The organism is Mucilaginibacter sp. P2_A4 (assembly GCF_056405015.1).
Window position 1 is genome coordinate 206,581 of the sequence record NZ_JBFUCX010000001.1, and the last position, 17,674, is coordinate 224,254.

Genomic DNA, 17,674 nt, shown 5'->3' on the forward strand with positions numbered 1-17,674 from the left:
TACTTTTTATACCGAAATAAAATATTTTTTTAATACAGAGATGCAATGGCCCAAAGTGATGTTAATATTGAATTTTATTACCAAACACACTCAGGGTTAAATGAACAATATGATACTTTATAAAAAGTTACACTTATATATTACTTTATTATTGTCGGTTGTAACCACATCCATATTTGCGCAGGATGTAGTTAAATATGTGCAGCCTTTGGCGGGTACCGCTGTTGCTACAACAGCATCGGCACTAAAACATGGCTCGGGGTATGCAGCGTCACAGGCCAATACTATACCTGCGGTGAGTACACCATTTGCAATGACACAGTGGACGCCCGAAACCCAGGCTACTGAAAATAAGTGTGTGCCGCCCTATCTTTATAAAGATAGCCTGTTTTACGGCATTCGCGGTTCGCATTGGCTAAGTGGTTCCTGTACGCAGGATTATGGTAGTTTTACCATTATGCCACTTACCGGTAAATTAAACATCAGGGGTTACGAAACACCATTTAAACATACTGACGAACTGCTGACCCCATATTTATACCAGGTCAATTTAGCTAAATACAACTTACATGCCGCTGTAACAGCAACACCACGCTGTGGTATGATGCAGTTTACAATGGATAAAGCAGATAGCCTTTATTTGTTAATTATGCCCAACAGCGATAGGCATGAGGGTTACATAAAAGTGGATGAAAAAAGCGGCGAAATCTGTGGTTACAATCCTGCCCATCGTATTTACCAGGGCTGGGGTAAAAGCGCTGGCTTTAGCGGCTATTTTGTGATCCGGTTTGAAAAAATTGCAGGCAGAGTGGGCACTTTTACAGGGGATAAGGTTTTAACTGCCACAAGTGTAAAAGATAAGCCGGGGGTAGGCGCGTTTGCAGGTTTTAAACTGAGCAAGGGCGAAAAGCTGGTAATGCGCATAGGTACGTCCTTTACCAGCCTGGATGGCGCCCGTAAAAACTTAGATGCAGAAATGCCCGGGTTTAATTTTGATAAAGCGGTTGCCGTTTGTAAAGCAGTATGGCAAAACGCCTTAAGCCAAATTAGTGTGACTACCGATAATCTTAAGGATAAAAATATTTTTTACACAGCTTATTACCACACCATGCAGCAACCCCGGTTGTTTAATGATGCGGACGGCAGCTACCCTATGTTTGCCGGGAACTATAAAACAGCAAAGCTGGCCAAAGGCGACTATTATGATGATTTTTCGATGTGGGATATATATCGCGCCGAAATTCCTTTGTATGAAATATTGAAACCCGCTTTTGTGAATGATTTGGTCAGGTCATTAATTATTAAAGGCAGGCAGGGAGGCTGGATGCCAATATTTCCGTGCTGGAACAATTACACATCAGAAATGGTAGGCGACCATACGGCCTCGGTGATTAGTTCGGCTTATCTTAAAGGTATCAGGGATTATGATGTAAACGAAGCCTATGGCTTATTGCGGCATAACGCTTTTGACATACCTGCAAATAAAAGTGATTATGAAGAAGGTAAAGGCCGCCGGGCATTAGATAGCTATTTAAAATATCACTACATACCCCTGGAAGATAGTGTGCCCGATGCTTTTCATAAAAAAGAGCAGGTTAGCCGCACTATGGAGTATGCTTATGACGATTATGCGCTATCACAATTCGCCAAAAAGACAAATAAAACAGCAGATTATAAATCACTTTTAAAACGCGCCGGCTATTATAAAAACGTATTTGATGTTCCTACGGGTTTGGTACGGGGCCGCTATGCCAACGGTAGTTGGATATCAGATTACGACCCCGATAAAAAGGAAAGCTATATTACTGAAGGCACGCCCCGTCAATATACATTTTATGTTCCACAGGATATTCCGGGCCTTACACAATTGATGGGAGGCCCCGCCCAGCTGGAAACTGCATTGGATAGTTTGTTTTTGAAAAAAGAATACTGGCATGGTAATGAACCTGGCCATCAGATCCCTTTTATGTACAATTACACCCCTTCGCCCTGGAAAACGCAACAGCAGGTTCGCCAGATACTCGCTACAGAGTATAGTGATGGTCCGGGCGGCCTTGGCGGCAATGACGATGCCGGGCAAATGTCGGCATGGTATGTGTTCGCGGCCATGGGTTTTTACCCGGTAAACCCCATATCGGGCGAATATCTTATTTGTGCCCCTATTTTCGATAAGGTGATATTGAAATTGCCGAAAGGGAAGGAGCTGGTAATAACTTGCCACAAAAAAAGTAAAAGTTCGGCATACATCCACCAGGTGAAATGGAACGGCAAATTAAGCGGAAACAATTACATTAATTATAAAAACATGATGGCGGGAGGAAGCCTTGAAATTTTCTTGCAGGATAAAGCAGATAAGAAATGGGCTGCCCAACCACAATACCAGCCTGCAGGGGCATTGGAAAAATGATATGGAAAAGGAGGGGTTCTGAATAGGTTTTGCTGCTGCTTGTCTCATCAGGAATAATCAAATATCGTTTAGTTAATATGCAGTTAAAGTACCTGATCGAAAATCAAATTAATTTAATTTCAGGAAATATTATACCACCTTTGTTTATATAAAAAAGTACTTTAAAAATCATTAACCAATTAACCTGGTTTAAAAATCAGTGTAAGTAGCTTATCTAAATGGGCAATTATTTAATGCATACTGATGAAGACCTTGTTTCGTTACTGAAGCAAGACCAGGTAGGGGCTTTTGAAACTATTTATACACGCTATTGGGATAAGCTATTTGACTCTGCCTACAAGCGGCTGCAAAACACAGCCATTTGCGAAGAAATTATACAGGATCTTTTTGTTAAGCTATGGGAAAAGCGGTTTGTTTTGAATTTAACTACCGGCTTAAAAAACTACTTATATACTGCAGTAAAATACAAGGTTATAGATCATTATCGTAAAGAACTGCTGCAAAGTTCTTTTGCATCTGCCAGCAAGCATAATCCCGATATGGATAATGCAACGGAAGATAGTATTTTTCTTAACGACCTTAAAAAACACCTGGAAGGTATTATAAACACGTTACCACCTAAATGCCGCAATGTTTATGAATTAAGCCGGTTACAACATAAAAGTAATAAAGAGATAGCTGTAATTTTAAATATATCCGAAAAAACGGTTGAGTGGCACCTTACCAAAGCATTGCAGCATATTCGTTTGGCTGTCGGCGATACGTTAGTACTCCTGGTGGTTTTTTTACTGAAATAATTTTTTTTCAAAAAAAAGCAAGGGTTGTCTCTCCTTGCTTCGACTTACCTTTTATAAGCCTGATTATAAACTTTCTTTACCATGGATAAAGTTCAACTTTCTGAATTATTGGATAAGTATTTTAACGGCACTTGTACGCCCGAAGAAGCGGAAGCTATTGACCGGTGGTACAGGCAATACACCGATAAGGCCGGTTATACCCAAACCTTATCAAACGATAAAAAAGAGCTGCTGAAAGCAAAAATGTTTAACGCCATTCGCCAGCAAACCTTTGCCGAAGAAACTGCAGTTGTACGTCCGATGTACCGCAAATTGTGGATAGGGGTTGCGGCTGCGGCAGCATTGCTCATTTTTGTTAAATTCTTTTTTCTGGATAAGGCTTTAAAGCCTGTAGAAGAGGCTCAAGTGGCAAGTTTAGATAATACCTTCAGTAATCACACCCACAATATTGTTAAGCAATTGCTGCCCGATAGCAGCGTGGTATGGCTTAGTCCTGATGCCAGTATAAGCTGGCCCAAGCAATTCCGGATTAAATCGCGGGAGGTTGCTATGAAGGGCGACTGTTTTTTTGAAGTGACGAAAAATCCAAACCGGCCATTTATTATCAGCAGTGAGCATATTGTAACTAAAGTTTGGGGTACCAGCTTCAGGGTGGTTGATAGCAAGTATGTTAGTACGGCCGCCGTTACGGTAGTTACCGGTAAGGTATCGGTAAGTAAAAAAGGAAGCGAAGCGGCCAATGCCGGCGCGCAATTAATGGCTGGCGAAGTGATACTGTATCCTAAAGAGCAGGTTATTCTTAAAAACACTCAACTTATTACCAGTAAGCAAGCCGATATATCTGATTTGACGATTTACAGGCACGTAGATTTGTCTTTTGATAATGCTAAACTGGCAGATATTGTATTGGTGCTCAATAGAAAATTTGATGTAAACATCAGGATCGGGACTGGAGAATTGGATAAAGCGGTAATGACCGCAGATTTGACCGATTTAAACTTACCCGAAGTTTTAGAAGTATTGAAGGCTTCGATGAAACTTGATTATGAGATTTCCAACAATCTCATTGTACTAAAAAAGACCAATTAAATTAGTAAATAACCCTAAAGATTTAAACTTATGAGAAAACCCAAACCATCTTAAAGCGATAAGCTACTTTATTATTCCAAAGAAGGTACAAGAGTGCTGTAACACTCTTGTACCAGGAAATTTCACAGCCCTCGGATAACATCAATAAAAATTGGTGATAGGGCCGTTTATTATATTTTTTCACAAAATACAACTAACTCAAATTTATGATTTTTTGTTTACAACATTCGCATTTCTGGTACAAGATTATGAGAATCACATTTGTTCAGTTATTGATCATCGTATTAATGGCTGGTGTCACTTACTCAAAGCCGATTAGGGCGCAGGGGGTACTTAATAAAAAGATTAGTCTTACGGCTCAGAATAAAACACTGTCCGACGTTTTGAAAACACTATCTAAAACACATCATGTTGAATTTATTTACAATCAGGATGTGATAAAAACCACCGATAAAATTTCGGTTGATTTTAATGATACAAACCTTAAAGATGTATTGGATAAACTATTAACCCAATATCATATTAAGTACGAGGTTTTTAAAAGCAAAATCATCTTAATTGATGCCGAGCAAACAGCTGCATCATCAAAAAAGGATGCTGATGCAGATATTACAATTACCGGTAAAGTTATTGATGAAAAAAATGAAACACTCATAGGCGTTAGTGTTACCATTAAAGGTACAACCAGCGGCACTATTACCGGTATTGACGGTAGCTTTAAAATAAACGTTAACAGTAAAGCCGACATACTTGTATTTAAATATGTTGGTTACCAAACATTAGAGGTGCCTGTTAACCTTAACCAACCAATGGCTGTGCAGATGCTTGCCGAGCAAAAATCACTTAACGAGGTGATAGTAATTGGTTATGGTACAAAAAAGAAGATTGACCTTACCGGAACTGTTAGTTCTTTACAATCTGACGAAATTGTTAGGGCCAGGGCCTCCGGTACGCAGGAAGCAATGCAGGGCCGTATAGCAGGTGTGGATATTAAACGCTGATCTGGTAAACCGGGGTCTGATTTCAATATCGAGATCAGGGGCGCCAATTCAATAACCGGAAGTACACAACCGCTTTATGTAATTGATGGTATTCCAGTTGGTCAAAACGGTAGCGCTACCAATCCGGTAAACGATATTAACCCTGCCGATATTGAGCGAATTGATGTATTAAAAGATGCGTCATCTACCGCAATTTACGGATCACGCGGTGCTAACGGCGTAGTATTAGTAACCACCAAAAGGGGAATTAAGGGTAATACCAAGATCACTTATGATGGTTATTACGGCGTGGTAAATCCTTATCATTTGCCTCCGGTAATGGATGGGCCAACTTTTGTTACTTACGCACGTGATTATTATAATGCCTTATCCGGTTACCCTGCTATCCCGATTGCAGATGATAAAATATTTTCGGCAACTGAATTAACCAATATTAAAAACGGAACCTATACCAACTGGATAGACCTGATCAAAAGAAATGGTTCACAATCCAACCACAACCTTTCTATAACCGGAGGGGATGAAAAAACTACCTATTTTTTATCCGGAGGGTATCAGGTATACCAGGGTACAACTAACGCCGAGGATTCTAAAAAATATACTTTAAAAGCGGGGTTAGATAAAACTATTAACAACACGTTTAAAGCGGGTGGTTCAATATATTCTATTTTTGTAAACAATCACTTAGGTAGCGCCGAAGTTTTTCGTTCGGCTTACCGTTTACGCCCTACCGGCAGTGCTTATAATGCTGATGGCTCTCCGCGGTTTTTTGCTTATGAAAGCGAAGCTCAGATCACTAACCCCTTGTTTGAATTTAAAAACGAGATCAGGGAGCAGCAATATGTACACGTATTGCCAAACGTTTATGCCGAGGCAAATATCATAAAAGGGTTAAAGGTACGTGCCTCATTCAGCCCGGATATTACCTTCCAGCGCCAGGGTCAGTATGATGATACTTTTACTAAACAACAGGCGGGTACTAAGCCGGCACAGGGGCAAAGCAGTTCAAACAAATGGGTTAACTACACCTGGGAAAACCTGCTATCTTATAACAGAGAGATAGGTAAAAGCAAATTTGATATTACCTTAGGTAACACCTTTGAATATCATCAGCAGGATTTTTCCTCTATATCGGTTACTGGTTTGCCTTACAGGTCGCTTTGGTATAATTTAGGTACTTATCAAAACGTTTTAGGCCAAATACCGGTTGTAGGTATAGGCAGCGGTTACTCCAAACAAACAATAGCGTCTTATTTTGGCAGGGCTAACTATACCTTCAATAACAGGTATCTGCTTACCGCTACTATGCGGGCTGATGGCAATTCTATTTTTGCACCTGGCCACAAATGGGGTTATTTCCCATCGGGAGCATTTGCCTGGATTGCCAGCGAAGAAGATTTTTTAAAGAATGTTACCCCTATTAATCTATTAAAAATAAGGTTAAGCTATGGTAAATCGGGCAACGCTGCATTGCAAAACCTTATATTCTATCCGTATGTTACCCAATCTACTATTTATCAAACACCTTATGATTTCAATGGCACCCAGGCCAGTGGATTTGCACCAAATTTTGGTAATCAGAATCTTACCTGGGAAAAAACTGACGAATTTAATGCCGGACTTGATTTAGGCGTTTTAAATAACAGGGTAAATTTAACGGTTGATCTTTATCGCAAAACATCTAATGGGTCGATTTTGTCACAGCCGGTGCCTCCGGAAAATGGTTATTCGGCCCAAACCACCAACCTTGGATCAGTAAGAAATCAAGGTATAGAAATTGGTCTGAATACGGTGAATGTACGGTCGGGTAAGTTTAGCTGGACTACCAATATCAATTTTGCAGCTAACTCCAACAAAATTGTTGATCTGTACGGAACTGGTAAGGATGACGTTGGAGCAGCCAGATTTTTGGGTCAAAAAGTACGCGTACAATACAACTATAAAATAATTGGAGTGTGGCAAGCCGACGAAGCTGCTCAGGCTGCCGTTTATGGCCAGAAGCCAGGTACATACAAAATACAGGATCTTAATAACAACAATAAAATTGACGCAGGCGACCGCCAGGTGTTAGGTAGCGATATACCAAATTGGTTTGGTGGCTTAACCAACACCATGAATTTTGCCAATTTTGATTTCAGTTTTACCGTATACACCCGGCAAGGAACGCTTGAGGGCAGTGAGTTTTTAAACCAGGCTATGAACGGCGACCAGCGCAGGGCGCGCTTTGGCGCCTTTGACCGCAGTTATTGGACACCCACCAACCCAAGTAACAAATGGGCCAACACAGCTTTAGAAACCCAATATGGCGGTATTGCAGTATTGCAAAACTCATCATATACTAAGATCAGCAATATCACATTAGGATATACCATCCCCAAAAAGCTGTTGAGCAGGGTGAAAATCACCAATTTAAGAGTGTATGCCAATGCGTTCAATCCTTTCATCTTCAGTAAGTTTATAGGTTGGGATCCTGAAAATCCAAGTAGTACCTCAGCTTTAAATCAGGATTTCAAAACGCGCACCTTTATGCTGGGCTTAAATTTAACTTTATAATTATTGATCATTATTTAACATAACTCGTTATGAAATATATAAATAAAAAACATTTGCTGCTTAGCCTTGCTGTTGTGCTATTCAGTATAAGCGGATGTAAAAAATTTACTGATGAAAACAACCTGGGAGGGCAAACAGCCGAAACCTATTATAATACGCCCGCTGGCTTTGAGGACCTGGTAAAAAGCAATTATAGTACTTTAAGAGGCATAGTTAACTTTGGGGGGCTTTATTTTATCGGAACCGATGTTTTTTCGTCGCCCGGCATTAATGATAATAATAGCGAAAACCTTTATAATACCAATCTCAACTCTTTTAATGGCGATGTAGACGGTTATTTCAGGCAGATTTATTCGGCAATTAATATTGCTAATAACAGTATTTACTGGGCAACAAAGGTAACCAACGGTAATGCCGCAAATATTAATATCCGCGTGGCCGAGGCTAAAGCATTACGTGCCTACTATTACTATTTACTAACCGAAACATTTGGCGATGTGCCTGTGGTTTTAACCCGTACCACAGTTATTAATTTCATATTTACCCGCACTCCTGAAAAAGAAGTTTATACCCAGATTATCCAGGATTTGAATGATGCTTTGGCCGTGCTGCCTGCTACAACTACAGATTTTGGCCGTGTAACCAAAGGTTTTGCGCAACACTTATTATCAAAAGTTTATTTAACACGGGGTTATAAAAGCTATGGCGGCGGTAATGCCGATTTTCAGTTGGCGGCAACCAATGCCGAAGCTGTAATGGCGGGTCCTTATTCCTTAAAAACTAAATATGCCGATCTGTTTGATCCTGCTATAAACAATTTTCAGGTAAACAATGAAGTGATCTTTTCTGTACAGTACAGCACCAACACCAATGCAGGTGCAAATGGATCAGGCAACAGCTTACAGCAATATTTTATGTGGGATACACAAAATACAGGTTTGGTTGGCCGAAGTACATTTTACGGAAAAACAAATAACGCGGCCTCTCTGGATCCATACTGGTTTAGCCTGTTTGACAAAACGCGCGATAGCCGTTATTTAGCTAATGTATATGATGTGGTTTATGTACAGGTTACAGGATCTTATAACAGTAAAACTTTTGCAGTAGGCGATACCTTAATTTATTACCCTGCAGTGCCGTTTACGGCAGCACAAAAAGCGGAGAAAAAGTATGTTGTTATCAATCCCGATGAGTATCGTAATTCGCCATTTGTATCTGGTCAGCGTAACTATCCGCAGTTTAAAAAATTCCGCGACCCTGGGGTACCGGGGTATGTTGATGGCGGAGGCACCCGCGATACTTATGTTTTCCGCCTTGCAGAAACTTATTTAGTGGCAGCTGAAGCGTACCTTAAAACAGGTAATTTGCCTAAAGCGTTACAATACTTTAACGCCATCCGCGCAAGGGCAGCCAAGCCAGGGAACAATCCGCTTACCGGGATTGCCTATAGTACAGAAATGCAGGCATCAACTTTAACTATTGACGATATACTTGACGAAAGAGTAAGAGAGCTTACCGGCGAAGAATTCAGGTGGTTTGAGTTAAAGCGCACAAGTACTTTGGTAGCGCGGGTGTTAACTTATAACGATGAAGCTAAAGCTGCAAATGCAATAAAGGCATTCCATTTGCTAAGACCCATCCCGCAGGCAGTTATTGATTTAAACCGCGAAACTTTTCCACAAAATCCAGGGTATTAATTAATAATGAACAATGATCCTCCGGCTTGGTCCGGAGGATTTTTGCCGCCCGATGTTTATTTTTAAAAGCTTAACCGTTTAAAATGATGAAAAATATTTTTACGAGCATACTGTTGTTATTTGTGGTAACTACCGCTTTTTCACAAAAAAAGGATTATAATATTATAGCTTATGGTGCACGGGCTGATAAAAATCATCTCAATACCATTGCTATTCAAAAAGCTATTGATGCCGCAAATAATGCAGGGGGAGGGCGGGTTATAATTCCGGATGGTAATTATATTACCGGCCCAATTATTATCAAATCAAATGTTGAACTCCATTTAACAGATAACGCCGTGTTGTTAGGATCAACTAACAGGATGGATTTTAACGATAAGTCAATGGCGTTAATTAGCGCCGGGGGCCAGCAAAATATAAGCATGACCGGCAGCGGCACCATCAACGGGCAGGGGCGCGAATTAGTTGAAAACGTACTGGAACTATTAAGCAAAGGCATAATAACAGATCTTCAATGGAAAGTTAAAAGGCCTGGTGAAAAAAACAGACCTACACTAATTTCATTTAGCAACTGCGATGACGTTAAAGTAACAGGCGTTACTTTAAAAGATGCTTCGGGATGGGTGCAAAGTTATAATAAATGCAAAAATGTATTGATTGATAGCATATTGGTACAAAGCACAGCTTACTGGAATAATGATGGAATTGATATTACTGATTGTAAAAATGTAAAAATTATCAACAGCACATTTAACGCCGCTGACGATGCTGTCTGTTTAAAATCAGACGACCCCAATGACGAATGCAATAATATTGTGGTTGAAAACTGTATCCTGCGTTCAAGTGCAAGTGGGTTTAAATTAGGCACTGGTTCTACAGGTGGGTTTAAACATATCCGGGTTAATAACATAAAGGTTTATAATACTTACCGATCGGCAATTGCGCTTGAAAGCGTGGATGGCGCTGTGCTGGAAGATATTGATATCCGCAACGTAACGGCAACCAATACAGGCAACGCAATATTTATACGCCTGGGCCACCGTAATACCGATAATCGTTATAGTACTTTACGCCGGGTGTACATTGCAAATGTTAAAGCAGAGATACCCGCCGGTAAGCCCGATATCGGCTATCCAATGGAGGGGCCTCCACCAAAAGTAGCCCCGCACAATGTTGTTCCGTCATCTATTACGGGCTTGCCTGGCCACCCGGTAGAGGATGTGGTATTGGAAAATATTGAGCTTAATTATGCTGGTGGTGCCGATAAAAATATGGCTTTTATCAGCACTGATAACCTTGGCCAGGTTACCGAAAATGCAGCCGGGTATCCTGAGTTTACCATGTTTGGCGAACTGCCGGCCTGGGGTTTTTATGTTAGGCATGCCGCCGGAATAACAATTAAAAACATGAAGGTTACAGTGAGCACAAAAGATTTTAGGCCTGCTTTGGTATTTGATGATGTAAATGGCTTAAAACTGTATAAAATTATTATCCCAACAGTAAATCAATCGCCGGCTATTATTATGAACAAGGTTTTACAGCCGTTACTGAAAGATGTTAATATGCCCGGAGATCTTAAAGTGTTGATAGTAAAGCAATAATAGGTGTCTTTACCGGTGTTTGATGGAATTCGTTACCAACACAACATTAATGACCTTTTCAAAATTTGTTGACGTTGCATGAAAAGATTGATTTCGTTATATGGCAGAGATAAACATTACATCTACTGTGTTTTAGGTTCAGAAAAAAAGATCACGCCCGAAATGTTAAAGCAGTGTGGAGAGGTTTAAAAATTAACATTAGCGGAAATATTTGGTTATTGATATTATACCAGATTGATAGCATTAAGGTCAATATAAACAGGCAACATCTTTACAAGTTGTTGCCTGTTTCATTAAGGGCGACGGGAAGTTCATTAAACCGTTTTTGTTTACCATTATAGTTTTTTAGTTAATTGTACCGACACCATTAATCATTGCCAAATTTAAAGTACCCTGTTCATCAAATTCGATAAGAGTAACCGTTTTACCTATCTTAAATCTACTTTCAAAACACGGTGATTGGACGTCAGATAGAGGGTCTTTTCATCAGCAGAAAAGCTGCAATTTGATACCACATCGTTAAATATCATTTTTCCAAGCAATTTACCGGTACGGTTAAATATCCATAAGCCTCCCGGCCCGGAAGCAAAAACATTGCCTTTTTTATCAATCTTCATTCCATCGGGCATACCTGCAGCTGTTTTGGTTGCCGCATTTGCGCTGTAAAATATCCGGCCATGCGTAAACAAACCATTTCTATCCAAATCATAGGCATACCAGTTGGCTTTTCCCTGGTCAGAATTTGAGATCAGTATGGTTTTACCGCCAGGAAAAAAAGCGATGCCATTTGGTCGTGTAAGTGTATCTGTAAGCAGGGTTATTTTGCCATTCGCCGAAATTTTGTAAACACCCTGGTATTTGGCTTCTTTTAGTGGATCATGCACGTTTTTTTCGAGTCCGTAAGGAGGGTCGGTAAAGTAAATATCACCATTGTTCAAAAAAGCCAGATCGTTAGGGCTGTCAAATTTTTTGCCCTGATAGCTGACGGCCAGCTTGATGAATTTTGCTTTTGGCTTATCCAAAGGGGCGTCCATTATGGATACTGCCCTATCACCATCCTGGCATATAACCAACTGCCCTTTTAAATTTAAACCCAAACCATTTGAGCCTAACTCTCCTCCACGTGGTATTTTACCGGTATAACCCGAAGGTGAAAGATAAATCTCTTTACCTTTTTCTTTGGTCCATTTATAAATGACATTCTTTTTAACATCAGAGAAAAGGAACATGTTATGGCGCTCTATCCATACAGGCCCTTCGCTCCATATAAAACCATCGGCTAAAATTTCGGCCTTTGCTGTTTTACTTACTAAAGTTCTAAACTGCGGATCAATCTGTTCCGTTGTCATCAATGGTTTTGCAGCCTGGGCATAACCCGCCGTAATCCCGCTTATTAAAATACCCAGGGTAACCGGTAAAAATTTATTCCACGTTATCATATTAATGTATTGGGTTTAAAGGTTTATCTAAGTTAATGCAAAATCACCGATAGGTTGCCTGAAACAAGTTGATTGCCAGTTGCTTTTATCAAAATTTTCCCGGGTTTATCCGTCCCCATTATCAATGCAGGTGTTATTCCGGCTTCCGCATTGCCTGTTTTGTCACCAATAATCTTTGCGCTGCCATTAACAGAAAACTTCAACAGGTTTGTGGCATCAGAAACTGTTATCCCGTTTTTATCGGTTACATAAGCATAGATAAATAGTACATCGTTGGTTCCTGCTTTAAATGGTTTGCCGCTGTAATCTGCCCTTAATATAATCTTATATGGCTTTCCTGGGGTAGCCGATGTTGAAGTAATCATTTTTCGGCCATTAATATATCCCGTTGCCTGTAAACTTCCGGGCTGATATTTGGCAACCTTAAACGTAAATGGCGGATGTTTTAAATTATTAGTATTTATCCCGGTATCTGGTTTTTGCCTGGCGATAGGAGTGCCATTTAGCTTTAGTTCAACTTCATCGCAATTACTATAAATTTTAACTGCGGTATCAGTTGGGTCGTTCCAGTAATTGGCTATAAAAAGCATAGGCTGGCTTTCATCAGCATTACGCTGACTTTCGTAAAAATGATAGGCAAATTTTGGAATCCTGAAAATATCCATTACTCCCGACATCTCGATGTCTGTGGCGTAGCCTCTTTTGTAATCAAAAATCAGCCAGTTAACGTCGCCTACAATATTGCCGTTAAAATTATCATTATGAGCTTCCTGGTAATTAAGGGCTTGTTGCAATAACCGCTCCTGCCCATAACCGCGCACCTGCCTTGATGATTTTTCTTCCTTAGTTAAGTTTTGGTATTCTGTTTGATTAAACCCTGCATTTTGTGCATAATATTCCCAATCGCCGTACTCTGCAATCAGTAATGGTTTATTTTTATTGTATTTTTTCCAGTAATCCGGCGCTTTTAAATGCTGGCGGGCAGGGTTAAAAACATCAAATGCATAATCTTCCCACCCGGTTGAAAAAACATCTTTAAAAGGAAGCTCGCGGTGCACTATGTGGTTTGCAGTATCCATATAAGACTTACTCATATCTGTTTCATTTAAGGATGCCTCCCATAAAACAATAGCAGCATGATTACGGTCGCGGCGAATCATATCATGGATATTCTGAAAGCTGTTTTCCTGAAATGTACGGCCTCCAAAAAACTGCCATCCGGGGATGGCATCCATTACCAGTATGCCCAATTCATCGCAGGCGTCCAGAAATGCAGGCGATGGGGGATAATGAGAACACCTCACAAAATTATAGCCTGCGTTTTTTATCTTCCAGGCATCCCGGTATTGTGCATTGTCTGAAAGGGCATAACCAATATATGGATATTCCTGGTGGCGGTTAGTACCAACAATTTTGAATTTTTCACCATTCAGATAAAAACCACCTGCCTCAAACTTAAACGTCTTTATGCCGGTGTTAAATTTTTGTTCGTCAATGATTTTTCCGTTTTCTAAAACCTGTACCAGCACACTGTACAAATCAGGGTGAGCGGGCGACCAGAGCTTTGGATTATTGACTGTTAAATTTTGAGTAAAAGATCCAAAGGAATTGGCTTTTAACAACTGCTTACCGGCAAGCGATGTAGCAACTGTTTTGCCTGTTTTATCTGTGAGGCTAATTTTTACGCTTACTGTTTTTTGCTGATCAAAGTCATTATTGACCTCTGTTTTCACAACCAGCGTGGCCAGCTTGTCGCTTACCTCTTCGTCATGCAAAAGAATGCCTCCACCATTTTCATGGGCGGCCTGTACCGCATCATTAATATAGATCTTATTTTTAATAATTAGCCAGGCATTACGGTAAATTCCTCCGTAATAGTTATAATCCAGGTCCTTTATTGGCTTTGCCGGCGGGATATCCGGGTTATCCTGGTTGTTTAATTTAACCAGGATACAATTTGATTTGCCAAACAATACATGATTAGAAATATCAATGTAAAACGGCAAAAAGCCGCCCAAATGCTTATATACATGCTTACCATTAAGATAAACATCTGCCTCGTGCATAGCGGCATCAAACTTAACAGCTATGTGTTTACCCTTATTTGCGGTGGGTATGGTAAAATACTTGCGGTAAAAGCAAGTGCCCTGCCATTGTTCTTTAACCTTTTTAACAGGTTCTATATGGGCTGTATGGGGCAATGATATTTTCTTCCAGTCAATTTTAGGTGTGCTGGTATTACTCAGCAACTGAGCCGAGTTTGTTGTATCAATATCTTTTACAAACTCCCAGTTGGCATTAAAGCCGGTGGTTGATGGGATTTTTAGTTGTGCTTTAGTTTTTATTAAACAGCCGGTTATCAGCAATATACAAAGTAGGAGCTTTTTCATTTAAAGGGTATAAAACTTAGTGAACATTATATTTTCGGGCGATTTATCAATTTTCCAGCCATGCTGATTCTATTTCTATACCATAGGGTTTATTAAATTGATCGGGACTGAGATCATCAACAGTAGTGATTTCCAGCTTATCAAATTGGGGGATGCTTAATCCGCTAAAAGTGCCTGCTTTAAACCATAGTGCCTGAAATTCGGGATAAGGTCTTGGCACCATAAGATTAGAATCGGGCTTAAATGCTGATAGCGGTATCTCTATATTTTTATACTGATCGCTCATATTGATGTAGGCTGCATATGCTGATGCATCTTTGTTTATGATGGCCACCCGAAGCTTACCGTTTTGGCCAGTTTGCATGCGTGCCCTTATCACCATTTTACTATAGGATGCAACTTCAGGCAGGCGATCTTTTATTTTGTCGCCTATATAAAGCTGAAAACCCATTTCCTGGTTTTTCCTGATGTTTGCAGTTGCCGCTTTAAAGGCAAGCTGGCCCGTTACTTCCCCGCTGATGTACTGAACTCCGCCATTACGGCCTGAGCCCGAAAAATAACTGTTTGCATTTTCCCGGTCGGTTGTAGCATTAAACAAGCTTAAATTCCCCAGTGGGGCAGCTACAAAAGTTTGCCAACTTTCGGTGTTCAGATAATTCCATGAAGCCGGGTCGCCTTCGTGCCCTCCGGGGAAAGACAGGTATTTATCGCCCTGCTGTATCAGGATGTGGTAATTTAACAAGCCCGATACTATTTGCGCTGCGGGGATGTTTGCACTATAATCATATGGTGTACTCTTTTCCATAACGATAGCCGTCTGGCCACCAAAAGGTTTATTTACCAGCAGGGTTACTTTAGCATCCGGGTCAATATTGATAATTTTTGCTTTCACTGTAAAATCCTTTCCCGTGCTGATCTCTGTAGCAGGGGTATGCCGAACGAATGGTTCCTTGCTGAAAGACTGCGGGGCAACAAACTCGTTAAGGCCAATAACATCCAAAATTCTTTTATCTGCACTATTTGTTATTGAGCTGCCTCTTTTGGATAATAAATAAGTTCCGGGTTTTATGATGAATGAGCCGTTGGCCGCCGTTGTGCTGTAATTGTTGCCGGCGTTAACTGCCTTAACTTTAAAATCGTTCCCAAGTTGGGTTAAACTGATCTGCATTGGTTGGTCATGCCATTGAATATGCACTACCTCACGTGCCGGTGATGGTTTTGAAAACGGATCACGTACGGTAATAGCGTCCGGCATAACCTCAAGCCGCCAGATACCGTTTTCAACTTTGTCTAAAAAATAAGCGCCATACCCCTTGTATTGTATTATAGTCGAAGAGCCTAAGCCGGCAACGTGTTCTAGTTTTTTCACATCGGCAGGTGCTGAAGATGTTGTACCCGAATAGTAAAATTCGCTGGCCGTATTCATCTCACTCATTGACTGATTGTAGCTTACATGGTAGGCATCAAAAACGCTATCGGCCGGGTAAGTACCGTATTTTTTTTCCTTTGGAAGCTGGCGGAATACCCTGGTGGCAATTAAATAGCTAATAGCTTTTGCGGGGGTATAAGCCAGGTTAAGGTAATGGGTTTGATATTCTGTATTGGCATAGCCATTTCCCAAGGGATCATATGCGAACTGCGTTATCCATTGAAAGCCGGCTTGTTTAAAGCTGCGCGCAATTGCCGGGTATAAGCATGATTGTAAAACATCGGCTGCATCAAACTCATATATCATGCGTGCTTTATTTTTGAACTCGGGTATGGTATCAAAAGGGATATGGTAATGATCCACATTGGGTAAAAAATTGCCTTTTTGTTCGTGCCCCTCTACGAGCCCGGTAGGGTACCACTGAAAACTGAAACCATTAACGTTTGATTTGGCAACCGCATCAGCATAGGAGGGGTTTTGGCTGATATTATAAAATATAGGTTTACTCCAGCCAGTACTGCGCGCTGCCGCCTCTAACCTGTTAATATAAGCTGTTACCTCGCTTTTGGGGCCGCTATGGGCAGGTTCGTTATTTAGTTCGGCACCGATAATATTGGGCTCATCGCGGTAGTTTATTTTTGTATAGGGGTTAACATGCTGTAAAAGCTGTTTAATATAGTTTTCCTGTGCTTTAATCCCTGCTTCAATCCGAGTAACAGGGCCTTTACCATATTTTGCTGAAAACCCTATCGAAGGTTCGTCCTTTTGAGGATAACCATTGCCATAAAAAGCTATGGTGGTGATAATAATGCGAATATTACGCTGCTTTAAGCGATAGAGTAGATAATCAAAAAGTTTCAGGTGCTCATTCTGTAACAGGTTACCCGTTGAGTCGCTGATTTCTGTATCCCAGATATGCACCCTGAAAGCGTTCACTCCCATACGGGCCATGTGATAGATATCTTCATCAATCTCTTTCTCAATATCCTTATTTATGGCTTTCATGGAACGGTAGCCATAAGCAAAGGGCACAGTATAATTTACCCCGAAGAGATAAACTTCTGATTGGTCCTTTTCCCATCGCAATCGGCCTTGCTTATCCATATACACTAAATTCTTGCTTTGTTGTGCATGGGTAGGCTGGGTAAACACTAAGAAAATGGAAATGATGATTAGTAAAATGCGGTATTTCATAGATGAAGGTAAAAGTTGTATCATGTAATTATCAAGTGCTGCCTTGGGGCAGCACTTGATAAATTGAAAGGCCAAAC

Annotated in this window: 9 protein-coding genes and 1 pseudogene; 7 read left to right on the top strand and 3 right to left on the bottom strand. The window is 40.5% G+C overall.

Features of this window, described 5'->3' with window-relative positions:
• The first annotated feature begins 109 nt into the window (after positions 1-109).
• The 7 genes and pseudogenes from AC1DYB_RS00710 to AC1DYB_RS00740 all read left to right on the top strand — a co-directional run bounded on the left by AC1DYB_RS00710 (position 110) and on the right by AC1DYB_RS00740 (position 11,145).
• A complete protein-coding gene (locus AC1DYB_RS00710; RefSeq protein ID WP_477431570.1) occupies positions 110-2,407 on the top strand; it encodes a GH92 family glycosyl hydrolase in 2,298 nt (765 codons plus the stop codon).
• Between the two features lie 218 nt (positions 2,408-2,625).
• Positions 2,626-3,204 carry an RNA polymerase sigma-70 factor gene (locus tag AC1DYB_RS00715; protein WP_477431572.1) on the top strand — a complete coding sequence of 193 codons (579 nt, stop codon included), beginning with the start codon at positions 2,626-2,628 and terminating at the stop codon, positions 3,202-3,204.
• Positions 3,205-3,285: 81 nt separating this feature from the next.
• Positions 3,286-4,293 (top strand): FecR family protein, encoded by a 1,008-nt coding sequence (locus AC1DYB_RS00720; protein ID WP_477431574.1) that lies wholly within the window; start codon positions 3,286-3,288, stop codon positions 4,291-4,293.
• A gap of 248 nt (positions 4,294-4,541) precedes the next feature.
• Positions 4,542-5,294, top strand: a complete 753-nt coding sequence (locus tag AC1DYB_RS00725) for a DUF4974 domain-containing protein (RefSeq protein ID WP_477431576.1) — start codon at positions 4,542-4,544, stop codon at positions 5,292-5,294.
• 12 nt (positions 5,295-5,306) lie between these two features.
• Positions 5,307-7,847, top strand: a pseudogene (locus tag AC1DYB_RS00730) (SusC/RagA family TonB-linked outer membrane protein); the annotation flags it as partial.
• 29 nt (positions 7,848-7,876) lie between these two features.
• Positions 7,877-9,544, top strand: a complete 1,668-nt coding sequence (locus tag AC1DYB_RS00735) for a RagB/SusD family nutrient uptake outer membrane protein (RefSeq protein WP_477431578.1) — start codon at positions 7,877-7,879, stop codon at positions 9,542-9,544.
• Between the two features lie 83 nt (positions 9,545-9,627).
• Positions 9,628-11,145, top strand: coding sequence for a glycoside hydrolase family 28 protein (locus tag AC1DYB_RS00740; protein ID WP_477431581.1), 1,518 nt, complete (start codon positions 9,628-9,630; stop codon positions 11,143-11,145).
• A gap of 428 nt (positions 11,146-11,573) precedes the next feature.
• Here AC1DYB_RS00740 and AC1DYB_RS00745 read toward each other — a convergent pair whose 3' ends face one another.
• The 3 genes from AC1DYB_RS00745 to AC1DYB_RS00755 are packed head-to-tail and all read right to left on the bottom strand — an operon-like array spanning position 11,574 to position 17,621.
• Positions 11,574-12,584, bottom strand: coding sequence for an SMP-30/gluconolactonase/LRE family protein (locus AC1DYB_RS00745; protein WP_477431583.1), 1,011 nt, complete (start codon positions 12,582-12,584; stop codon positions 11,574-11,576).
• A 32-nt stretch (positions 12,585-12,616) separates the two neighbouring features.
• Positions 12,617-14,974 carry a glycoside hydrolase family 2 TIM barrel-domain containing protein gene (locus AC1DYB_RS00750; RefSeq protein ID WP_477431585.1) on the bottom strand — a complete coding sequence of 786 codons (2,358 nt, stop codon included), beginning with the start codon at positions 14,972-14,974 and terminating at the stop codon, positions 12,617-12,619.
• A gap of 46 nt (positions 14,975-15,020) precedes the next feature.
• On the bottom strand, positions 15,021-17,621 hold the full coding sequence (locus AC1DYB_RS00755; RefSeq protein ID WP_477431587.1) for a glycoside hydrolase 5 family protein: 2,601 nt from the start codon (positions 17,619-17,621) through the stop codon (positions 15,021-15,023).
• Positions 17,622-17,674: the final 53 nt, after the last annotated feature.